Below are 21,845 nucleotides of genomic sequence, written 5' to 3' on the forward strand. Positions count from 1 at the left end.
CCGGCTGCGCCGCCGCGCCCCTCCGACGGCGTGCGCCCGCCCGGGGCGCCGGGGGCCCGGGCCCCGAGGCCCTCGCGACCCCATGGCCGGCGAGCGCCCGGCCGGGCACTGTACATGGCCGACCACCCGTGATCGGTGGCTTGTCGCGCAGTTCCTCGCGCCCCTGATCGACCCCCTGCGCCTGGCGGCGCGGGGGCCCGTAAGGGGCGCGGGGAACTGCGCGAGCAACCCACTGACGGCCGTCAGTCGGCAACAGGCATCGCCCGGCCGGGCGCTCGCCGCCCCAGGGGCGGGGATCCTGATGAGGGGCGCTGGGGGTACCTCCCACGCCGCCAGGCGTAGGGGGCGGAACTGCGCGACAAGCCACATCCGGGCCGCGGCCGGGATTCGGCCTCCGTCCGGCCGGGCGTTCTTCGTTGTGCTTGAGGAAAGCGACCCGGCGCTGGGATCCCTCATTGCCGAAGGCGTAAGGGGCGGAACTGTGCGACAAGGCACCGACCACGGGTGGTCGGCCATGCACCGTGCACGGCCGACCGCGCGCTCCCCCGCTCGGGGCCCGGGGCCATCCCGCGCCCCCACCCCGCGGGCGTCAGCCCGCCATCGTGGGGAATTCCCAGATCAGGATCTCCGCCGCCGCGTCCGGGCCCGCCGTCAGTGTCAGGCCTCGCGTCTCAGTCAGACGGGCCGAGTCCCCCGGCTGAAGGGTCTCGTCCCCGAGCGTCACCGTGCCGTGGACGACGTGGAGGTACGCGGCCGAGGCATCGGGGACCCCGGCGCGCTCCCCCGGGCCCGGGCGGCGGACGTGGAGTGCGGCGCCCGCGCGGGGCAGCGGGCACGGCGACTCGTCGGCGAGGCCGCGGACCACGTCGTACGCGGGTGTCCCGCCCGGCTCCAGCGGCAGCAGCCACATCTGGACGAAGACCAGCGGCTCGGGACCGGCGTTGCGTTCGATGTGGCGGACCCCGTCGCCGGCGCTCAGCCACTGCACGTCGCCGGGACGGACCACCGTGGTGTGCCCGGCGGAGTCCTCGTGCGTCAGCTCGCCCCGCGCGACCCAGGTGACGATCTCCGTATGGCTGTGCGGATGCTCGGTGAACCCGGCGCCGGGGGCGAGCCGCTCCTCGTTGCAGGCGATGAGGGTGGCGAAGCGGAGGTTCCCGGGGTCGTAGTGCGGTCCGAAGGAGAAGGCGTGCGCCGTCTCGATGCCGGTGCCGGGCTCCCCGCCCGGATAGCGCTGTGCGGCGCGGCGTACGTCGATCACCTGCCCCACGGTAGCCTGCGCGACGCCCCGCGGGATCCGCCCCGGCGGGCCGTCCCGGTCCGCGGATAAGGCAGTCTTGTCACGTGCCCGAACCTGGATCGAACGACGCCCACTCCCACTCCGCGACCCTGAAGCGACTGGAGCAGTCCTCCGGGCGGCTCGCGGCCAACGCCATCGCGCGGATGGACGAGACCCTGCCGTGGTACCGGGCGATGCCCCCGGAGAACCGGTCGTGGATCGGTCTGGTCGCCCAGGCCGGTATCGCGGCGTTCACCGAGTGGTTCCGGCACCCCGAAACGCCGCAGGCCATCTCGACGGACGTGTTCGGGACCGCTCCCCGGGAGCTGACCCGGGCGATCACGCTGCGGCAGACCGTGGAGATGGTGCGGACCACGATCGAAGTGATGGAGACCGCGATCGACGAGGTCGCGGCCCCCGGAGACGAGGCGGTGCTCCGTGAGGCGCTGCTGGTGTACGCCAGGGAGATCGCGTTCGCGACGGCCCAGGTGTACGCGCAGGCGGCGGAGGCCCGGGGCGCCTGGGACGCCCGGCTGGAGTCGCTGGTGGTGAACGCGGTCCTGTCGGGCGAGGCCGACGAGGGCGCGGTGTCCCGGGCGGCGGCCCTGGGCTGGAACGCCCCGGAGCATGTGTGCGTAGTGCTGGGCACCGCGCCGGACGGGGACAGCGAGCTGACGGTGGAGGCGATCAGGCGGGCCGCCCGGCATGCCAAGCTCCAGGTGCTGACGGGGGTGCTGGGCGACCGTCTGGTGGTGATCGCGGGCGGCAGCGACAGCCCGCTGGCCGTGGCGAAGGCGCTGATCGGACCGTATGCGGCGGGTCCCGTGGTGGCCGGCCCCGTGGTGCCGGACCTGCTGGCGGCGACCCGCTCGGCGCAGGCGTCCGCCGCGGGCCTGAAGGCGTGTTCCGCCTGGCAGGACGCCCCGCGTCCGGTGCTGGCAGACGATCTCCTGCCGGAGCGGGCGATCGCCGGGGATCCGGCGGCCCGGGAACAGCTGGTGGAGGAGATCTACAGACCGCTGGAGGAGGCCGGCTCCGCGCTGCTGGAGACCCTCAGTGTCTATCTGGAGCAGGCCAGCAGTCTGGAAGGCGCCGCACGGATGCTCTTTGTGCATCCCAACACCGTGCGCTACCGGCTGCGACGTGTGACCGATGTCACCGGATGGTCACCCTCCGACGTCCGTTCGGCGTTCACGCTGCGAATCGCCCTCATTCTCGGACGCTTGGCCGATGGAGATCAGCAAGCCTAGACTTTTGTGGGACACCCACAATTCCCCTGACGGTTCTTCGTCCCTGTCCCCACGGGCGTCGGGGACGGCATACAAGAGAGAGTGGGAGAGTGCTCGTACTCGTCGCTCCCGGCCAGGGCGCTCAGACGCCCGGCTTCCTGACCCCCTGGCTCGAACTCCCCGGCGCCGCCGACCGCCTTCTGGCCTGGTCCGCGGCCATTGACCTCGACCTCGTCCACTACGGCACCAAGGCCGACGCGGACGAGATCCGGGACACCGCCGTGGCCCAGCCGCTGCTGGTGGCCGCCGGGCTGCTCGCCGCGCATGCCCTCGACGGGGTCCGTCCGGACGCGGTCGCGGGCCACAGCGTCGGCGAGATCACCGCCGCGGTGCTCGCCGGGGTGCTCGACGAGACCTCCGCGCTCCGCTTCGTCCGGGCCCGTGGTCTGGCGATGGCCGAGGCCGCCGCCGTCACGGAGACCGGCATGGCCGCCATGCTCGGCGGCGAGCAGGACGTGGTGGTCGGCCATCTGGAAGGGCTCGGACTGACTCCGGCCAATGTGAACGGTGCCGGGCAGATCGTGGCCGCGGGCACGGCCGAGCAGCTCGCCGCGCTGGCCGAGAACAAGCCGGAAGGTGTGCGCCGGGTCGTCCCGCTGAAGGTGGCGGGCGCGTTCCACACCGTCCATATGGCCCCTGCGGTGGCCGCGCTGGAGGCGAAGGCCGCGGAGCTGACCGTCGTCGACCCGAAGACGGCCTATGTCTCGAACCGGGACGGTGCCGTCGTCACCGGCGGTGAGGAGGTCGTCGCCCGGCTCGTCGGGCAGGTGGCCAATCCGGTCCGCTGGGACCGGTGCATGGAGACCTTCCAGGAGATGGGGATCACCGCGCTGGTGGAGCTCTGCCCCGGTGGCACGCTCACCGGGATCGCCAAGCGTGCCCTGCCGGGGGTCAAGCCCCTGGCCCTGAAGACGCCGGCCGATCTCGATGCGGCCCGTGAACTGATCGCCGAGCACACCGGCCCGGCGGCCTGACGCGGCCCGGTCCCGGACAAGGAGAGCCGTACACATGGCGAAGATCAAGCCCAGCAAGGGCGCTCCGTATGCGCGGATCATGGGCGTCGGCGGCTATCGGCCCGTCCGGGTCGTGCCCAATGACGTGATCCTGGAGACGATCGACTCGTCGGACGAGTGGATCCGGTCCCGTTCCGGTATCGCCACCCGCCACTGGGCCTCCGACGAGGAGACCGTGACCGCGATGTCCCTGGAGGCATCGGGGAAGGCGATGGCGGACGCGGGCGTGGAGCCGCACCAGATCGGCGGAGTGATCGTCGCGACGGTGTCCCACTTCCAGCAGACCCCGGCCGTCGCCACCGAGATCGCCGACCGGCTCGGCACCGTCAAGCCCGCGGCCTTCGATATTTCGGCCGGCTGTGCCGGTTTCGGTTACGCCCTCACCGTCGCCAAGGGCATGATCACCGACGGCTCCGCAGAGTACGTGCTGGTGATCGGGGTGGAGCGGCTGAGTGATCTGACCGATCTGGAGGACCGGGCCACGGCCTTCCTGTTCGGTGACGGCGCGGGCGCGGTCGTCGTCGGTCCCGCGAAGGAGCCGATGATCGGCCCGACGGTGTGGGGCTCGGAGGGCGACAAGTCCGACACCATCAAGCAGACCGTGCCGTGGACGGACTACCGCGACGGCACGGTGGAGCGGTTCCCCGCGATCCGGCAGGAGGGCCAGGCGGTCTTCCGCTGGGCCGTGTTCGAGATGGCGAAGGTCGCCCAGCAGGCGCTGGACGCGGCCGGGATCACCGCCGACGAACTCGACGTCTTCATTCCGCACCAGGCCAATATGCGGATCATCGACTCGATGGTGAAGACGCTGAAGCTGCCGGACCATGTCACGGTCGCCCGGGACGTGGAGACCACCGGCAACACCTCGGCCGCCTCGATCCCGCTCGCGATGGAGCGGCTTCTGGCGACCGGGCAGGCCAAGAGCGGCGACACGGCGCTCGTCATCGGCTTCGGGGCGGGTCTCGTCTATGCAGCGACGGTCGTTACCCTCCCCTAGTCACCGGAACTTCCGGACCGGCGGACGGAATCTCCGGACGCCTTCCCTCTGACACAGAATCAATCGAAGGAGCGCCACATGGCCGCCACGCAGGAAGAGATCGTCGAGGGCCTCGCCGAGATCGTGAACGAGATCGCCGGGATCCCCGTCGAGGACGTTCAGCTCGACAAGTCCTTCACCGACGACCTGGACGTGGATTCCCTCTCCATGGTCGAGGTCGTCGTCGCCGCCGAGGAGCGCTTCGACGTCAAGATCCCCGACGAGGACGTCAAGAACCTGAAGACCGTCGGCGACGCCGCGCAGTACATCCTCGACCACCAGGGCTGATCCCCGCCCAGGTTCGGGCGCTTGTCGCCGCCCCCGGTGGCGCCGAGATGATTCAGCACCCCCTACACGTGGAGAAAGAATTCCGATGAACTCGACCAATCGCACCGTGGTCGTCACCGGTATCGGCGCAACCACACCGTTGGGTGGCGACAGCGCATCGACCTGGGAGGGCCTGGTCAGCGGGCGCTCCGGAGCCAAGGCCCTCGACCACGAGGGCTTCGCCGAGCTGTCGGTACGGATCGCCGCCCCGGCGGCGGTCGACCCGTCCGAGGTACTGCCCCGGCCGGTCGCCCGCAGGCTGGACCGGTCGGCGCAGTTCGCGCTGATCGCCGCGCGGGAGGCCTGGGCCGATGCCGGTTTCGAGACCCCTGCCGGTGAGGACTCCGAGGTCGACCCGGACCGGCTGGGCGCGGTCATCGCGTCCGGTATCGGCGGGGTCACCACCCTGCTCGACCAGTACGACGTGCTGAAGGAGAAGGGCGCGCGCCGGGTCTCCCCGCACACCGTGCCCATGCTCATGCCGAACAGCCCGTCCGCCAACGTCGGCCTGGAGGTCAACGCCCGGGCCGGGGTGCACACCCCGGTGTCGGCGTGTGCGTCCGGCGCGGAGGCGATCGGGTACGCGGTGGAGATGATCCGTACGGGCCGTGCGGACATCGTGATCGCGGGCGGTACGGAGGCGGCGATCCACCCGCTGCCGGTGGCCGCGTTCGCCAACATGATGGCGATGTCGAAGAACAACGACGAGCCGGAGAAGGCCTCGCGGCCGTACGACACGGCCCGGGACGGCTTTGTGCTCGGTGAGGGCGCGGGTGTCGTGATCCTGGAGTCCGCGGAGCACGCGGCGCGGCGCGGCGCGAAGAAGATCTACTGCGAGGTCCTCGGTCAGGGGCTCTCCGCCGACAGCCACCACATCGCCCAGCCCGAGCCGACGGGCCGGGGCATCGCGGCGGCAATGCGCGGGCTGCTGGAGACCACGGATCTGAAGCCCGAGCAGATCGCGCACCTCAACGCGCACGCCACTTCCACTCCGCTGGGTGACGTCGCCGAGGTGAAGGCGCTGCGCCAGGTGCTCGGCGACGACCTCGACCATGTCGCCGTCTCGGCGACCAAGTCGATGACGGGTCATCTGCTGGGTGGCGCGGGCGGTGTCGAGACGGTGGCGACGGTGCTGGCGCTGTACCACCGCACCGCCCCGCCGACGATCAACCTCGACGAGCTGGACCCGGAGGTCGACGCGGACATCGTGCGCGGCGAGGCCCGGGCGCTGCCGCGGACCACGATCGCGGCGATCAACAACTCGTTCGGCTTCGGCGGCCACAACGTGGTGCTGGCGTTCCGCTCGGTGTGAGATCCGGCGGCGGCCAGCCGTCCAGGGCTCGTACGGCCCCCTTCGGGGGGTGGTACGGGCCCTTCGCCGTAACCGGGGCCCGGTGGTGGGCTCAGACGACCTGGTGCAGCCAGCGGACCGGGGCGCCCTCGCCCGCGTACCGGAAGGGTTCCAGTTCGTCGTCCCACGGCTTGCCGAGCAGTTTGGCCAGCTCCGCCTCCAGGACGGTCTCGCCCTGGGCGGCCCGGACCATGGCGGCCCGCAGCCGGTCCTCGGGGATGAGGATGTCGCCGTGGATACCGGTGACGGCATGGAAGATGCCGAGGTCGGGGGTGGCGCTGTAGCGCTCGCCCTCGGCGGTGGCGCACGGTTCGGCCGTGACCTCGAAGCGCAGCAGATGCCAACCGCGCAGCGCGGAGGCCAGTTTGGAGGCCGTGCCCACCTCGCCGCGCCAGGAGAGCTCCGCTCTCCAGGTGCCCGGGGATGCGGGCTGCCGGACCCAGTCGAGCTGGACCCGTACGCCGAGCACCCCCGCCACCGCCCATTCGACGTGCGGACAGAGCGCGCGCGGGGCGGAGTGGACGTAGAGAACGCCGCGTGTCGTCACCGGGACCTCCAGTGTGGGACGAGGATCGCCTTCCCAGCGCTCTCAGTAAACAGCATCAGGAGTGAATCTCCACAAAAGGGACAGTATGTGACGTGATGTAATTTACCGGAGCCGATGGGCACGATGCCTCAGGACCGACGGGGAAAAGCTACCGTGAGTGGGTGCCCATGGGGTGACGTAATGTCGCTCCGGCGGGCTGTACGCACCAAGCTTTCACTCGGCAGGACCTCGGGGGCATCGACACGGAGGGGACACCGGGATGCACGACCGGCACTCGGCGGCGCGGACGACCGGATACGGAACCAGCGGGGGAACGGACAGCGGGGGCGGGACCGGAACGGGGGATCCGGGAGCAGGCGCGGAAGCACCGGGCGGACGTCCGGCCCGGCGCCGGGGGCGGGCCGCCGCCGCGGCGGGGGTGAGCGCGGCCCTCGTGCTGGCCGCCGCCCTCACGGGCTGCGACAGCTCGTCGGACTCGGACGACGGGACCAGGACCAAGGGCGCGGCCGTCAAGAAGGCCCCGGAGTTCGTCTGGGACCGCAGCCCCGGCACGATCGCCGCGGTGGGCGACTCCATCACCCGCAGCTTCAACGCCTGCACGGTGCTCTCCGACTGCCCCGAATCGTCCTGGTCCACCGGCACCGACTCCCGGGTCCGCAGCCTGGCACTGCGGCTGATCGGGGATCCGGCCACGGTCTCCCAGCGGACCTGGAACTATGCGAAGACCGGCGCGGAGATGGCGGATATCCCGGCCCAGATGGCCAAGGCGGCGGCCCGGAAACCGGAGCTGGTCACGGTGCTGGTCGGCGCCAACGACGCCTGTTCGGACTCCGCCGAACTGATGACCCCGGTGGAGGATTTCCGTACGTCGTTCACCGGCGCCCTGAAGCAGTTGCGGGCGGTTTCGCCCAAAAGTCAGGTGTACGTGTCGAGCGTGCCCGATCTGAAGCGGCTCTGGGAGACCGGGCGGGAGGATCCGGTCGGCCGGCAGATCTGGAAGCTCGGCATCTGCGCGTCGATGCTGAAGGACTCGGAGGATCTGGGCCCCGAGGCCACCGCGCGCCGGGCCCGGGTGCAGGAGCGGGTGGTCGCCTACAACGCGGTGCTGAAGGAGGTCTGCGCCACGGATCTGCGCTGCCGGTACGACGGGGGCGCGGTGTTCTCGTACGCCTTCGTGGGCGACCAGCTCAGCCGCTGGGACTGGTTCCATCCGAGCCGGAACGGCCAGAGCAGGCTGGCGGAGATCGCGTACCGGAACATCACGGCGGCCGGCGCACCGAAGTGAGCCGGGGACGGCCGGGGCGGGCACCGCGTAACTGCATGTTTCCGCCGTAACGGGCCCAGGCACTGTCCGGCGGCGGCGGATCCCGTAGCCAGGGGGCGGGCCGGGAGGTGATACTTCCGCCACCCGTCAACGGAAGGATCACCTCCTTGTCGCCGTCGCCGCTGTTCCCGATGTCCCTGCGCGTCCCCGCCGTGTCGACGGCCGCCGTCGCGGCGCTGCTCTCCCTGGCGGTGGCCGTGCCCGCCCAGGCCGCTCCCCCGGGCTCCGCCTCCCCGGCCGTCCCGGCTCCGGCCACGGTCGAGGAGGCGCGGCTGGACCGGGCCGTACCGCAGGAGCTGCTGCGGCGCGGCGGCTTCGACACGGTGGCGCCCGCGTTCGCCCGGAGCCTGGCCCGGGCGGGCTCGTACCGCCAGGCCGAGAAGGCGGTTGCGGGGCACGGGGCTGCGCTCTGGCAGCGGGCCGTGGACCGGGCCCAGGGGCGCGGGCCGCTGGCCGGCGATCTCAGCCGGGACGACGACCGTCCGCTGTACTGGGCACGCCTTGCGATGCTCCGCGAACTGCGGCTGTGGCAGCCGTCGTTCGGCCTCGGCGGTACGGAGCGCGCCGGGCTGCTGGACCGGCTGGAGCGGTCCTCGCGCGGCCAGGATTCGCTGCGCTTCCCGGGCGGTCACGGCAAGGGCAAGGGGCTCAAGCGGATCCTGATGACCGGCTTCGACCCGTTCACGCTCGACCGGGACATCCGGATCAGCAATCCGTCGGGGGCGACGGCGCTCGCCCTGGACGGAACGGTGATCCGGACCGCCGAAGGACCGGCCCGGGTGGAGGCCGCCGTCTTCCCGGTCCGCTGGGCGGACTTCGCCGACGGTACGGTCGAGCGGGCCCTCCGGCCCGTGCTGCCGAAGGTGGACCTGTTCACCACCGTCAGCCAGGGGCGGCCCGGCCGCTTCGACATCGAGCGCACCAACGGCGCCTGGCGCGGCGGCTTCGGCGACAACGACAACGTGTCGCGGCTGGAGACGGTCCCGGTCTCCGATCAGGCGACGCAGCCGCAGTGGACCTCGTCGACGCTGCCCGCCGCGGCCGTCGCCGCCGCGCCCACCGGCCGCTTCCCGGTGTACGACAACACCTCGGTGACCGAGATCCCGGCGGGCGGTACCGCGCCCGTGGACCGGCCCGGCGGTCCCACGCCGGGCTCCACCGCGCGGGCGGGCGGCGGCGGGAACTACCTGTCGAACGAGATCGCGTACCGGGCGACCCTGCTCCGCGACCGGCTGGGGCTGGACCTCCCGGGCGGCCATGTCCACACCCCGGTGCTCGCGTTCGGCGCGGGCAATACGACGGAGCTGACCGATCCCGTCTTCGTACAGAACCGGCTCGACATCATCGCGCAGGTCAAGGAGATCATCCGGGTGGCGGCCGAAGCGGAGGAGTGAGCCAGGATGGCGGTATGAAGATCGCAGCAGCGCAGTTCGCGCCGGTACCCGGTGAGCCGGTGGCCAATGTCCGTACCATCGCGGAGCTGATCCGTGAAGCGGCCGGGCAGGGCGCCCGGGTGGTGGTGTTCCCCGAGACGTCGACGACGGGCTATTTCGCCCGGCGGTTCGCGACGGAGCCGGAGCTGGTCCTCGGCGAGGACGACGAGCGGTGGGGTCCGGTGCGCGACGCCTGCCGGGCAGGCGGGACGGCGGCCGTGGTCAACGCGGCCGTACGGACTCCGTCCGGGCGGCCCGCGGTCACGACCCTGGTCTTCGGTCCGGACGGCGCGCTGCTGACCCGCTACGACAAACTGCATCTGCACGGCGTGGAGCAGGAGATCTTCGCGGCGGGCGGGCAGGACGGCGGTTTCGACCTCGACGGCGTCCGGTTCGCCCTCGCGACCTGCTACGACAACCGGTTCCCCGAGGTGGCCCGCCGCGCCCGGGAGTCGGGCGCGGCGGTGTATCTGGCGAGTTCGGTGCTGGAGGTGGGCAACGACTCGTTCGAGACGGTGTATCCGGTACGGGCCCGGGAGAACGGCCTGTACGTGGTGCTGGCCAACGCCCTCGGGGTGAACGACTGCGGCGACTGCCGGGGCGACAGCGCGGTCTGGGGGCCGGACGGCAACCGGCTGGCGACGGCGGGCGGGGCGCCCGGGGTGCTGGTGGTGGAACTGCCGCTCTGACGGCGGGCCGGCCCCGCCCGGTCAGCGCGGGGGCTGCTGCGGGGCCCGGCCCGGGTGCTGGTACGACACCGGGCCGCCGTATCCGGCGCCGGGCAGCGTCGCCGTCCGGTCCGGGGCGGCCGCGGGCCCGGCTGCGGCGTTGCCGTGGTCGGTGTCGGCCGTGCGGTCGGTGTTGTCAGCGTTGTTGGTGTTGTTGGTGTTGTTGGTGTTGTTGGGTGCAGGGGCGGGCGGGACCGGTGCCAGCTCGCGGGCCATCAGGGTCGCGCCCGCGACGGCGCCGGGCATCAGGAAGACCGCGACGAACGGCACCAGGAACGCGAGCGCCAGCGGGACGCCGAAGCCGAGCGTCAGCATCCGGCGGCCGCGCAGCAGGCGCAGCCGGTCCTTGAGGAGCATGCCGCGGCGCTGGAGGGCGACCGCGGTCAGCTCCTCGGCCAGGAAGTAGCCCGTGACGCAGAAGCCGAGGACCGGGACGACGGTCTGTCCAAGGACCGGGACGAAGCCGAGGGCGAAGAGGACGATCCCGTACACCGCGACCCTCAGGACGATCCGCACCGAATCCCGGGCGGAGATCCACAGATCGCGCCAGAACGAGTTCCCGGACTGCGGGACCTCGCCGCCCTCGCTGCGGTCGACCTCCTCGGACAGCGACTCGTAGAAGGGCTGGCCGACCAGGAGGGTGACGGCGGTGAAGGTGATCACGGCGAGGAAGAGGCCGAGCCCGAGGGTCAGCGCGGTCAGGGTGCCGCGGAAGATGCCCAGCCAGGGCGAGGACCAGCCGTCGGCGAAGGGCGTCGTCCAGGCCACGAAGTCGTCGGCGCCGAAGACCAGGCCGACGAGGGCGCCGAGGTAGAGCACCAGGGTCAGCAGTCCGGGGAGCAGCCCGAGGCCCAGCCAGCGGCCGCGGCCGCCGACCCAGCGCTGGCCCTTCATCAGATAGCCGAAGCCCTTGCCGAGATCGTTCATGGCGGTGAGCCTATCCGGCCTCCGTCGCGCTCCTGTTCGGGTGTTGTCCGGCCCCGGTCACGGCGTCCGGTCATGGAGTCCGGTCATGGCCGAAAACCGAATACGTGGCTTATACCTCTTGATTGTTCCGGAGCTGAACCGGTAGACCGCTGCGTACCGATTGCTTGTGGCGCATGCGGCACATCCGTGTACTTGCGTCACAGCGTCGACCCCCGATTCCGGAGGCAACCACGCATGGGCATACCCAGACCTGTTCTGGTCACCACCACGGCGCTCGCCGTCGCCGTGCTTCTCGCACCCGTACCGGCGGCGGCTCTGCCCGGCAAGCCGGCCGCACCCGGTCTGCCGGGCCAGCCGGGCGGCCCCGATCCGCTGCGCGACGAGGGCACGACCGATTCCGCGCTCTCCCGGGCCCCGCTGGCCGCGGCCCGTAACGCGCTCTCCCTGCCCACTCCGTCCTTCCACCGCACCGAGGGCTATCCGCGGCGGACGACGCTGACGGCGCCGCCCGTGGACCCGGCCGACAAGTCGGTCAAGCTGGGACTGGTGCCGTACCACTCCATCGCCCCGAAGCTGAACGAGCTGCAGGCGCTCGGCAACCGGGTCAGTGTGGAGATCGCGGGCCGCTCGGCGACCGGGCGGGAGCTGTACCTGGTCACGGTCACGGCGCCCGAGAGCGCCCGTGAGGTCCGCGAGCAGGAGCGGATGCGGGAGCGAATAGAGAACTCCCCGGCCTCCGCCGCCCGGGACAAGGCGATCAAGAAGGCGTACAAGACGCCCGTCTTCATCAACAACAACATCCACGGGAACGAGTGGGAGGGCACGGACGCGGCCCTGAAGCTCATCGAGGAACTGGCGAAGGCCAAGGACGCCAAGACCCTCTCCCTGCTGGCGAAGAACCGCATCTATCTGAACGTCACGGCGAACCCGGACGGCCGGGTCGCCGGGACCCGGGCCAACGCCAACGGCTTCGACCTCAACCGTGACTTCATCACGGCCACGCAGCCCGAGACGCGGGCGATCCGGCAGCTCGCCATCGACAAGCAGCCCGCGGTCATGCTGGACCTGCACGGGTACGTCAACGGCACGCTGATCGAACCGACGACCCCGCCGCACGGCGAGAACTACGAGTACGACCTCTTCCTGAAGAACGCCTACGCCAATGCCCTCGGCATGGAGAAGGCGGTCAACGGGCTGGGCTACACGGCGGAGAAGGACGGCGTCCGGCCGGTCGAGATCCCGTTCCGGGACTCGGCCGAGGGCTGGGACGACTGGCCGCCCATCTTCACCCCGCAGTACATGCCGTTCCAGGGCGCGGTGGCCTCGCACACCATCGAGTTCCCGCTGCGGGTCAACGGCAGCTCCTACGACAGCCTGCCGGTGGCGGAGCTGCGCCGCCGCTCCGCGATCAACACCGCGATCGCGGGCGCCGCGATGCGGGCCACGCTCGACTTCACGCAGACCAACCGCGCGCAGGTGCTGGCGGACCAGATCGAAACGTTCCGGCGGGGGGCCGCGGGCGAGGCCCAGCGGCCGGTCTCGGAGGAGACCGTGCCGGGCGTGCCGGGCATCGGCCCCGAGGACGTCTACACGACCACCTTCCCGAGGGCGTACGTCATTCCGGCGGGGTCGGGTCAGCGCAGCGGGGTCGCGGCGGCGCGGCTGGTGGACCATCTGATCGCCAACGACGTCCGGGTGGAGCGGGCCGTACTGCCGTTCCGGGTGGGCCAGAAGGTCTATCCGGCCGGTTCGTACGTCGTCGATATGCGGCAGCCCAAGCGCGGTATCGCCAATGTGATGCTGGCGGCGGGCCGGGACATCAGTGCGGACGTGTCGACGATGTACGACATCTCCGGCTGGAGCCTCGGGCTGCTGTGGGGTGCCTCCGTGGACCGGGTCGAGCGCGGCGATCTGCGCGTGGCGGCCCGTCCGGTCGCCGCGGCGGCGCCGAGCGGATCCGTCGCCCCGTGGGGCGATCTGAAGCTGCGGCTCGACGACCCGAAGGAGCTGGCTGCGCTCAACTCGCTGCTGGGCCAGGGGATCGCGGTACGGCGTACGGATGACGGAGCGGCGATCGTGCCGGCTTCGGCGCGCAGGGCAGCTGCGGTGGCGGCGGACCGCTTCGGGGTCGCCTTCACCTCGACGCGGGAGCGCGGGGTGGCACCGCTGAAGCGGACCCGGGTGGCCGCGGCGGTCACCTCCGGCGAGCAGTTCGCGCTGCGGGAGATGGGCTTCGAGGTGGTGCCGGTGTCGACGGCGACGCTCAACGCGGGCTTCGACTGGACCGGTGCGGAAGCGCTGGTCGTCTCGACCGGGCTGAGCTGGTCGGGGCTGACCCCGGCGGCGCGGGAGGCCTTCGCCGCGAGCGGCGCGGGCTTCGTCGGACTGGGCGCGGCGGGTGCCGCGTTCGGCAACGGCGCCGGGCTGATCACCGCGACGGCCGTGGAGGGCAACGGCGACGCCAACGGTGTCGTCAAGGTCTCCAATGCGGGCGGTGCGCTGACCGGTGGGGCGCCGGGGCACTCCTTCGTCTACTCCCCGGTGTGGTTCACCGGTCTGGGCGACGGCGTCCGCGCCGACCAGTCGTACGCCACCGGCAATCCGCTGGTGTCGGGCCACTGGCGGGCCCTGGCCGACGGCACGGGCGGCCCGGCGGACGCGGCCGGGAAGCCGTCGGTGGTCAGTAAGGGCTCGGCGGTGCTGATCGGCACCGAGCCGCTGTTCCGGGACCACCCGAAGGGCGCCTTCGCGGTGGTCGCCCGGGCACTGCTGACGCGGTAACTCCCCGCAGCGGGAGAACGCCGTATCCGGCACCGCTGCCGGTGCCGCCCGGGAGGGCGGCACCGGCAGCGACGGAGCACGGGCTGCGTACGGTTACGGGTTACGGGCTAGGCAGCCTTGAGCGTCACCGTGATATTGCCGCGGGTCGCCTTCGAGTACGGGCAGACCTCGTGCGCCTTCTCGATGAGTTCGAGGGCGCGCGCCTCGTCGACGTTCGGCAGCTGCGCGGATATCCCGACGATGATGCCGAAGCCCTCGTCGTTCTTGCCGATACCGACCTCCGCGGTGACCGTCGCACCGCTGATGTCCACGCCCTCCTGGCGGGCCACCACGCCCAGCGCGCCCTGGAAGCAGGCGCTGTACCCGGCGGCGAAGAGCTGCTCCGGGTTGGTGCCCGCGCCGGAACCGCCCAGCTCCTTGGGCGGGTTCACCACGACATCGAGCTTGCCGTCGTCGGTGGAGACCCGGCCGTCGCGGCCGTTCTCCGCGGTGGCGACGGCCGTGTAGACCACATCGGACTGCTGGATGGGCATCTGCTCACTCCTTCTGTGGTGCGCCGCGGCGCGCGCCCACGACCGCAACGCTCGTGCCCACGACCCTATCCATGTCAGCCGGTCAGTGAAACGATCATCTTTCCGGTGTTGTCGCCGCGGAGCACGCCGAGGAACGCGTCGAAGCCGTTCTCGATGCCCTCGACGACGGTCTCGTCGTGGACCAGCTCCCCGGAGGCCAGCCAGCCCGCGGTGTCCCGGACGAAGTCCGGCAGCAGGTCGAGGTGGTCCGTCACGATGAAGCCCTGGAGGCGCAGGCGCTTGGTGACGGCCAGGGTGAGGTTGTTCGGGCCGGGGGTGGGCTCGGTGGCGTTGTAGACGGAGATGGCGCCGCACAGGGCCGCGCGGCCCAGGTCGTTGAAGGCGCCGAGGGCGGCCTCCAGATGCTCGCCGCCGACATTGTCGAAGTAGACGTCGATACCGTCGGGCGCGGCCTCGGCGAGCTGTGCCGCCACCGGGCCGTTCTTGTAGTTGAAGGCGGCGTCGAAGCCGTACCCCTGGAGGAGCCGTTCGACCTTGGCGTCGGATCCGGCGGAACCGATCACCCGGGACGCGCCCTTGAGCCGGGCCATCTGGCCCACGAGGCCGCCGACCGCCCCGGCGGCGCCGGAGACGAAGACCGCGTCCCCTTCCTTGAAACCGGCGACCCGGAACAGCCCCGCATACGCGGTGAGGCCGATCATCCCGAGGACGCCCAGATAGGCGGAGGCCGGAGCCAGCGAGGTGTCGATCTTCCGGGCCTCGCCCGCCGGGACCTCGGCGATCTCGCGCCAGCCCAGTCCGTGCGTCACGGTGTCGCCCACGGCGAAGCCCTCCGCACGCGAGGCGATCACTTCGCCCACCGCTCCGCCGTGCATCGGGCGGTCCAGCTCATACGGAGCGGCGTACGACTTGGCGGCGCTCATCCGGCCGCGCATATACGGGTCGACGGAGAAGTGGGTGTTGCGCACGAGGATGTGCCCGTCCGCGGGCTCGGCTACGGGAACCTCGCGCAGGGCGACGAGATCCTTCGTCGGCCAGCCGTGCGGTCGGGCGACGAGCTGCCATTCGCGGCTGGTCGTGGGCAGTGCGGACATGCGGCTGACCTCCTGTGGCCCCAAGAAGCGCCAATGCTTCACGAGGGGAAAGTTTCATGTTCTAAAGCAATTATTGCCCTGGATATTTCATACTGTCAAGTATCGGAGTACGCTGGTCGCCATGCCCACTGAACACGCCGCCGCCCCTGACGTCCTTGCCGAGAACGGCGCTTCGGGTGAGGTCATCGACCTGATCGGGGACGTCGTCTGGCGCTATGTGACGGCGTTCGAGCACGCGGCCGCGGAGCAGTCGCTGACGATCGCGCAGGCGAAGGTGCTGGGCCTGCTGACCCGGGAGCCGCTGCCGATGCGGCAGCTGGCCGACCGGATGGCGTGCGAGCCGTCGAACATCACCGGGATCATCGACCGGCTGGAGCTGCGCGGGCTGGTGGAGCGGCATCCCGATCCGCACGACCGCCGGGTCAAGTTCGCGGCGGCGACGGGCGAGGGCGCGGAGATGACCGAGCGGCTGTGCGAGTCGCTCCGGGCGGCCTTCGCGCGGGAACCGCTGGCCGGGCTGAGCCCGCTGGAGCGGACGATGCTGCGGGATCTGCTGAAGCGGCTGCTCGGCGCGGGCCCGGCCTTCTAGCCTCCCGGCGAGGGGGCGGGCGCGGCGCGGACGGGTCCCGGCGCGAGTCGTACGGGCCCGGTTCCGTTCGTACCGGCGTCGGTTCGGGTCGTACGGGCGTCGGCACCGTCACCCGGCGGAGGCCTCGGCCATCGGGGCTCGGGGCCCGGCGTCAGAGGCACCACCACAGGAACGGGCTGCACGTCTCGGTCGGGGTGGGGCTGGGCGTCGGGGTGGGTGTCGGCTGCGGAGGACCGGACGGCGGGGGCGCCGGTGCCGTCGAGCCGCCGGGCCGGGGCCCCGGACCGGCAGAGGGTCCGGACGGCGTCGCACCGGTCGGCCGCGGCTCGGGCGACCGCGTCCCGGGCGGCTCCTCCGGCGTTGCCGGGCGGCTCGCGACGGGCCCGGGCGCCCGCCCGGAAGCCGTTGCCGCGGGCCGACCGGAGCCGCGTGACCCGGACACCTCGTCGGGCCGTCCGCTGGGTTTCCCGGGCGGTTCGGGGGCGGCATCGTCCTGGGTGCCCTCGGGCCGGGGCAGCGGCTCGACCCGGCCGCTCTCCTCTTCCTTCACCGTCGCCGACGAACCGTCGCCGCCGCTCTCCAGGGCGAGTTCGGCCAGGCTCAGCGCGCCCCCGGCGAGTACCAGCCCGGCCACCCCGACGAGGACGTTCCGTCCGCGCCTGCGGCGGGCCCGGCGCCCGCCGGCCCGGGTGCGGCCGCGACGGGACCGGCCGCCGGGGGCAGCGGCCCGCGCCGGGGAGTCCGTACCGCCGGAGCCCTGCGCGTCCCAGGAGATCTCGCCGAGTTCGATGACCTCGGCCCCGGGGTCCCTGGCACCCTCGGGCGGCCGGGCCCCGCCGGGGCGCTCGGGCGGTACGGCCCGTTCGCCGGCCCCGGCTTCCGGACCGGGTGCGGGGCCGCGCAGCTGCCAGGCCGGGGTCCCGCACCCGGCGCAGGCGAGGGCCCCGTTGAGATGTCGTCGGCACTGGTGGCAGTAATCCATGGCGCCCGCAGGCTATGGGCCGTCCTCCCCGAGAAGTGATGGACCGTGTGAGGATCCTGTGGGAACTCTCCACGTACGGGTGATTTTCCGTCGTGAAGATTGACGTCCGTGACCGTGCGCTGCCTCTCGGTCGCCGGGCCGGGCGGGGCGGGTGAGCCGGACCCGTACCCCCGAATCCACACCACCCGGCGCGGCCCGTCGGCCAGGATGGCGCGCATGACCCCACCCGCACCCCCCTCACCCTCGTCGTCGCCCTTCGGCCCCCTCGACTTCCAGCTGGTCCTGCTCCGCCGGATGGCCGACCACCAGCCCGCGCTCGTCGAGGACGCCCGCCGTGAACTGGGAGTGTCGGCGGCCCGGATGCGCGAGGCCAACAGCCGCTGGCAGTCGATGCTCCGGTCCCGCACCTCGCGCGGGGCACTGGCCCGCTACCGCTCGGTCCTCGGCCCGCCCGAGACGTCCGCCCGCCGCTCCATGGCCGATCTGGAGTGGGAGGAGCACCGGTGGCCGGTCCCCCTCTGGCCGGACCTCCGGTTCGAGGTGACCACGACCGTCGGTGGCGGCGCGCTCTGGAACGAATGGCTGGTACGGGCCCCGGGCGCACCCTCCCCCGTCCTCCGTACGGCCGACGATCTCACCCCCTGGTCGTGCACCGTCGACGAGGCGTCCCGGGCGTTCGCCCCGGCAGCTCCGATGGAGGGATCCGCCCCGACACGCCAGCAGCTGTACTTGACGCTGCCCGGCGGAGAGCGCCGGATCGCGGAATTCGCCTGGGGCCTGCACCAACGCCTTCTGTGAGCCGCTCCGGATGACGTCCCGTCAGAGGCGGCGGTAACCCGGGCGGACCACTCGGCGCGCGCCCGGCCCACCACGGACGGACGATACGAGGGCGACCCGTACCGCACCCCGCCCCGCCCTGCGTATCGCACGCACCGCACACACCGCCTCGGGAGGATCGTCGTGAGCGTCAGTCTGGAGCAGTTGCGCCGTTGCCATGTCGGGGTGGACCTCGGAGCCGCCCGTACCCGGGTCTTCGTCAAGGGTGCCGGTCTCGTGGTCGACGAGCCGAGCGTCGCCGCCGTGAACACCCGGACCGGTTCCCTCATCGCGGTGGGCGCGCTCGCCGAGCAGATGACCGGCCGCACCCCCCACTACATCCGGGTGGTCCGGCCGGTGTCCGGCGGAACGGTCGTGGACGTCGAGATGGCCCAGCGCATGCTGCGGCATCTGCTCGGCGAGAAGCTCCGCCGCCAGCTGCGCCGCAAGCCCCGGCTGCGGGCCGCCGCCTGCACCCCGCACGACGCCGATCCGCTGGCCCAGCGCGCCGCCGTGGAGACACTGGTGGGTTTGGGCGCCCGCCGCGTGGAGCTGGTCGACACGCTGATCGCCGCAGCCGTGGGCTGCGGACTGCCCGTCGAGCAGCCGACCGCCACCATGATCATGGTGTGCGGGGCCGCGACCACCCAGGTCGCGGTCCTCTCCCTGGGGTCGATCGTGACCGCCGAACGGCTGCCGGTCGGCGGAAACGCGATCGACGCGGCCGTCATCCAGCATCTGCGGACCCAGCACGAGCTGATGCTGCCCAGCCAGTCCGTACGACCGCTGCAACTGGCCCTCAGCGGCAACGGGCTGACCTCCCTGGGGCCGGAGGTGACGGAGATCCACGGCCGGGACGTGGCCACCGGACTCGCCCGTACGGTCCACGTGGACACCGCGGCCGTACGGAACGCCATCCACACCCCCCTGACGTCCGTACTCGACGGCATCGGGAAGGTGCTGCGGGACTGCCCGCCGGATCTGGTAGCCGACCTCGCCGACCGGGGGATCACCATGGTCGGCGGCAGTGCGCTGCTGCCCGGGCTCGACCAGATGCTGCGGGACGCCACAGGAATGCCCGTGGAGATTGCCGAACGGCCGGACATCTGTGCGATCCTCGGCCTCGGCGCGATGATGGACGGCAGGATCCAGCCGCTGGTCCTCAATCCGCTGGCGGAAGTCTCCGAGTAGCGGCAGCCGGAGTGCGCCACGGACCGCAACGGACGGGACGGCGGAAGCATCGCCGGAAGCGGAGCCGGAAGGGAAGCCGGAAGGGGAGTCGGTCGGAAGGAACGGGAGCCGGTGAGCGACGGACCGGCGATGCCCGCCCTTCTGGACGCGCTGCTCAGCCTGGGCACCGATCTGGAACTGCCCGCCACCCTCCAGCACATCGTCGACTCGGCGACCTCCCTCACCGGGGCGCGCTACGGCGCCCTCGGGGTGATCGACCCGGACCGCGGCACCCTCTCCGACCTCTACACCTGCGGAATGAGCGACGAGGAGCGGGAGCGGATCGGGAAGCTGCCCGCCGGGGACGCGGGCATCGTCGGGCTCCTCATCCGCGATCCCCGGCCCCTGCTGATCGACGACCTCACCCGGGACCCGCGCTCCTCCGGCGTACCGGAAGGCCACCCGGTGATGCGGTCCTTCCTCGGGGTCCCGGTCCGGGTCCACACCGAGGTCTTCGGCAATCTCTACCTCACCGAGAAGCACGGCGGCCCGTTCACCCCGGAGGATCTGGCGCTGCTGCGGGTGCTGGCCTCCCGCGCCGGGATCGCGATCGGCAACGCCCGGCTGTACGAGACGGCCCGCCAGCGGGAGCGGTGGATCGAAGGAGCTGCGGCCGTCACCACTGCCCTGCTGACCGGCAGCAGTGCCGAGGACGCCCTGATGACCGTCGCGGAGCAGGCCAGGAACCTGGCCGGGGCCGCGGCGGGCGTGGTGCTCCAGCCGACGGCCGACGGCGGTATGGAGATCGTCGCGGCGTCGACGGCCGGGGCGGCGCCCGACGACATCGTGGGCACCACGATCGCGCCCGGCTCCCCCGTCCTGGTCCAGCTGCTCGGCGGCGAGCCGGTGTTCGTCGAGGACTCGGCGACCGATCCGCGGATGACCACGCATGTACGGACCCGCTTCGGGCCGTCGATGATGCTGCCCCTCCAGTCCGGCGGCCGGCTGATCGGCACCCTGGCGCTGCCCAGGAGCCGTAACGGACGCCCGTACAGCTCCCTCGAAAAGCTGCTGGCCTCACAGTTCGCCTCGCAGGCCGCACTGGCGCTGGTGATGGCGGACACCCGGCACAACCGGGCGCGGCTCGCCGTCTTCGAGGACCGCGACCGGATCGCCCGCGATCTCCACGATCTCGTCGTCCAGCGGCTGTTCGCGACGGAGATGATGCTGGAGTCGACCCGGCGGCGGGCGGGCCCCGGCGCTGCGGACGAGCTGATCGGCCGGGCCGTGGACGAGCTGGACTCCACCATCCAGGAGGTCCGCACCACGATCTTCGCGCTCCAGCAGCCGCCCGCGGAGGCGCCCACCGGCTTCCGCGGCCGGGTCCTGCGCGAGACGGCGGGCGCGGCGGCGCTGCTCGGCTTCCCGCCGTCGGTCCAGTTCCGCGGCCCGGTCGACGCGCTGGTCCGCGCCCCGGACGGGGAGCGGCTGATCACGGCCCTGCGGTCGGCTCTGGCCGCCGCCCACCGGAGGCCGGGCGTCGGTGCGGTCGAGGTGGTGGTGGACGCGACGGCCCGCCTTGCCGACGGCAGCCCGGTGCTCCGGCTCACGGTCGGCGACGACGTCTCGCCCGGTGAACCGACGGTCTGGGAGACCGGACGCGGCACCTGATCCCCCTGGCCGACGGCCGATCCCGCCCCGGTCAGCCCGCGCGCAGCAGGGTCAGTACCTCGATGCCCCGTTCCAGGGCCTCCTCCGGCCCCGAGGTGGCGTGGTGGAAGTCCAGGAAGCAGCTGTCCGCACCGGAATCGCGGACCTCGGCCAGCTCCCGGGCCAGATCCTCGTCCCGCGCTCCGGGCCGGACGTTGTGGCGGATATGCCGCTGCAGGGCGTCGGGGTCCCGGCCCGCTTCCCCGGCGGCGCGGCGGGCGAGGTCCCACAGCCCGGTGCCGGTCCGGCCGGGGACCGCGATCCCGGCCCAGCCGTCCGCGCGGCGGCCGATCCGGCGCATCGTCGCGGCGGAGAACCCGCCGAGGAAGACCGGCGGCGGTGACTGGGCGGGCCGCAGTCCGACGTGGGAGGGCGGGATCGTCCACTGCGGGCCCTGGTGGGCGAAGGGCTCGTCGGTCCAGTAGCCGTGGAGGATGTCGAGGATCTCGTCGAGCAGCCGGCCGCGCCGGGAGAAGTCGGCGTTGACGGCCGTGTACTCGTCGCGCATCCAGCCGATGCCGAGACCGGTGTCCAGCCGGCCGCCGCTGATCCGGTCGAGTGAGGTGAGAGTGCGGGCGAGCAGCAAGGGCGGGTACCAGGGGGCGTTGAGGGTGCTGGTGCCGAGCCGGACCCGGTGGGTGGCGCCGGCGGCGACCGTCAGCACGGTGACCGGGTCGAGGAAGGTGATGAAGCCGGGCGGGTAGGGGTTCTCCGCGCTGTAGCCGGGATAGACGTCGCTCGGGGCGACCGGGGTGAGCGCGCGGTCACCGACCCACAGCGTGTCGAAGCCGGCTTCCTCGGCGTCCCGGGCGAAGCCCGCGATCAGCTCGGGCCGGGCGTGGGTTCCGAACTGCGGCAATGCTATTCCTGTACGCATACCCTCAGCATGATCACCCGGAAGGCCGGAACGCACGGG

20 protein-coding genes are annotated in these 21,845 nt (G+C 72.3%); 13 read left to right on the top strand and 7 right to left on the bottom strand.

Annotated elements, in window-relative coordinates; genetic code table 11:
• Positions 1 to 589 precede the first annotated feature (589 nt).
• Positions 590 to 1,261, bottom strand: coding sequence for a pirin family protein (locus B7R87_RS08480; protein ID WP_006349465.1), 672 nt, complete (start codon positions 1,259 to 1,261; stop codon positions 590 to 592).
• 83 nt (positions 1,262 to 1,344) lie between these two features.
• Here B7R87_RS08480 and B7R87_RS08485 point away from each other — a divergent pair, with 83 nt between their 5' ends.
• The 5 genes from B7R87_RS08485 (at position 1,345) to fabF (ending at position 6,256) form a co-directional block, all read left to right on the top strand.
• Positions 1,345 to 2,529, top strand: a complete 1,185-nt coding sequence (locus tag B7R87_RS08485) for a PucR family transcriptional regulator (protein WP_006349464.1) — start codon at positions 1,345 to 1,347, stop codon at positions 2,527 to 2,529.
• A gap of 89 nt (positions 2,530 to 2,618) precedes the next feature.
• Positions 2,619 to 3,542, top strand: coding sequence for an ACP S-malonyltransferase (locus tag B7R87_RS08490; RefSeq protein WP_006349463.1), 924 nt, complete (start codon positions 2,619 to 2,621; stop codon positions 3,540 to 3,542).
• Between the two features lie 34 nt (positions 3,543 to 3,576).
• Positions 3,577 to 4,578 (top strand): ketoacyl-ACP synthase III, encoded by a 1,002-nt coding sequence (locus B7R87_RS08495; protein WP_006349462.1) that lies wholly within the window; start codon positions 3,577 to 3,579, stop codon positions 4,576 to 4,578.
• A 78-nt stretch (positions 4,579 to 4,656) separates the two neighbouring features.
• On the top strand, positions 4,657 to 4,905 hold the full coding sequence (locus B7R87_RS08500; protein ID WP_006349461.1) for an acyl carrier protein: 249 nt from the start codon (positions 4,657 to 4,659) through the stop codon (positions 4,903 to 4,905).
• Positions 4,906 to 4,990: 85 nt separating this feature from the next.
• A complete protein-coding gene (gene fabF / locus B7R87_RS08505) occupies positions 4,991 to 6,256 on the top strand; it encodes a beta-ketoacyl-ACP synthase II (RefSeq protein WP_006349460.1) in 1,266 nt (421 codons plus the stop codon).
• A 91-nt stretch (positions 6,257 to 6,347) separates the two neighbouring features.
• On the opposite strand, the gene B7R87_RS08510 is transcribed toward fabF, so the two are convergent.
• Positions 6,348 to 6,842, bottom strand: a complete 495-nt coding sequence (locus B7R87_RS08510) for a DUF3145 domain-containing protein (RefSeq protein WP_006349459.1) — start codon at positions 6,840 to 6,842, stop codon at positions 6,348 to 6,350.
• Between the two features lie 259 nt (positions 6,843 to 7,101).
• On the opposite strand from B7R87_RS08510, the gene B7R87_RS08515 reads away from it, so the two are divergent.
• From B7R87_RS08515 to B7R87_RS08525, 3 genes are all read left to right on the top strand, one after another.
• Entirely contained in the window at positions 7,102 to 8,127 is a 1,026-nt protein-coding gene (locus B7R87_RS08515) for an SGNH/GDSL hydrolase family protein (RefSeq protein WP_006349458.1), read from the top strand.
• A gap of 170 nt (positions 8,128 to 8,297) precedes the next feature.
• Positions 8,298 to 9,560: a C15 family peptidase gene (locus B7R87_RS08520; RefSeq protein ID WP_187144639.1), complete on the top strand. Its 1,263-nt coding sequence runs from the start codon at positions 8,298 to 8,300 to the stop codon at positions 9,558 to 9,560.
• Between the two features lie 14 nt (positions 9,561 to 9,574).
• Entirely contained in the window at positions 9,575 to 10,288 is a 714-nt protein-coding gene (locus tag B7R87_RS08525) for a carbon-nitrogen hydrolase family protein (protein WP_006349456.1), read from the top strand.
• A gap of 21 nt (positions 10,289 to 10,309) precedes the next feature.
• Here B7R87_RS08525 and B7R87_RS08530 read toward each other — a convergent pair whose 3' ends face one another.
• Positions 10,310 to 11,254 (bottom strand): EI24 domain-containing protein, encoded by a 945-nt coding sequence (locus tag B7R87_RS08530; RefSeq protein ID WP_006349455.1) that lies wholly within the window; start codon positions 11,252 to 11,254, stop codon positions 10,310 to 10,312.
• Positions 11,255 to 11,488: 234 nt separating this feature from the next.
• On the opposite strand from B7R87_RS08530, the gene B7R87_RS08535 reads away from it, so the two are divergent.
• Positions 11,489 to 14,035 (top strand): M14 family zinc carboxypeptidase, encoded by a 2,547-nt coding sequence (locus B7R87_RS08535; protein ID WP_006349454.1) that lies wholly within the window; start codon positions 11,489 to 11,491, stop codon positions 14,033 to 14,035.
• A gap of 107 nt (positions 14,036 to 14,142) precedes the next feature.
• On the opposite strand, the gene B7R87_RS08540 is transcribed toward B7R87_RS08535, so the two are convergent.
• Together B7R87_RS08540 and B7R87_RS08545 are read right to left on the bottom strand one after the other, a co-directional pair.
• Complete coding sequence (locus B7R87_RS08540; protein ID WP_006349453.1) at positions 14,143 to 14,568, bottom strand: organic hydroperoxide resistance protein; 426 nt, start codon at positions 14,566 to 14,568, stop codon at positions 14,143 to 14,145.
• Between the two features lie 74 nt (positions 14,569 to 14,642).
• Positions 14,643 to 15,662, bottom strand: a complete 1,020-nt coding sequence (locus B7R87_RS08545) for an NADP-dependent oxidoreductase (RefSeq protein WP_006349452.1) — start codon at positions 15,660 to 15,662, stop codon at positions 14,643 to 14,645.
• 121 nt (positions 15,663 to 15,783) lie between these two features.
• Between B7R87_RS08545 and B7R87_RS08550 the strand changes: the two genes are divergently transcribed.
• A complete protein-coding gene (locus B7R87_RS08550; RefSeq protein ID WP_006349451.1) occupies positions 15,784 to 16,251 on the top strand; it encodes a MarR family winged helix-turn-helix transcriptional regulator in 468 nt (155 codons plus the stop codon).
• Positions 16,252 to 16,402: 151 nt separating this feature from the next.
• Here the strand turns inward: B7R87_RS08550 and B7R87_RS08555 are convergent, their stop codons facing one another.
• Entirely contained in the window at positions 16,403 to 17,233 is an 831-nt protein-coding gene (locus B7R87_RS08555) for an SCO2400 family protein (protein WP_130584591.1), read from the bottom strand.
• Between the two features lie 216 nt (positions 17,234 to 17,449).
• On the opposite strand from B7R87_RS08555, the gene B7R87_RS08560 reads away from it, so the two are divergent.
• The 3 genes from B7R87_RS08560 to B7R87_RS08570 all read left to right on the top strand — a co-directional run bounded on the left by B7R87_RS08560 (position 17,450) and on the right by B7R87_RS08570 (position 20,890).
• The gene (locus tag B7R87_RS08560; protein WP_040916397.1) at positions 17,450 to 18,031 is read left to right on the top strand and encodes a hypothetical protein; all 582 of its coding nucleotides are present in this window, start codon (positions 17,450 to 17,452) and stop codon (positions 18,029 to 18,031) included.
• 162 nt (positions 18,032 to 18,193) lie between these two features.
• Entirely contained in the window at positions 18,194 to 19,240 is a 1,047-nt protein-coding gene (locus B7R87_RS08565; RefSeq protein WP_040916396.1) for a rod shape-determining protein, read from the top strand.
• Between the two features lie 129 nt (positions 19,241 to 19,369).
• Entirely contained in the window at positions 19,370 to 20,890 is a 1,521-nt protein-coding gene (locus tag B7R87_RS08570) for a GAF domain-containing protein (protein ID WP_130584665.1), read from the top strand.
• A 31-nt stretch (positions 20,891 to 20,921) separates the two neighbouring features.
• Here B7R87_RS08570 and B7R87_RS08575 read toward each other — a convergent pair whose 3' ends face one another.
• Entirely contained in the window at positions 20,922 to 21,806 is an 885-nt protein-coding gene (locus B7R87_RS08575; protein WP_130584592.1) for a TIGR03619 family F420-dependent LLM class oxidoreductase, read from the bottom strand.
• Positions 21,807 to 21,845 lie beyond the last annotated feature (39 nt).

The organism is Streptomyces tsukubensis, assembly GCF_003932715.1.
GTDB lineage: Bacteria > Actinomycetota > Actinomycetes > Streptomycetales > Streptomycetaceae > Streptomyces > Streptomyces tsukubensis.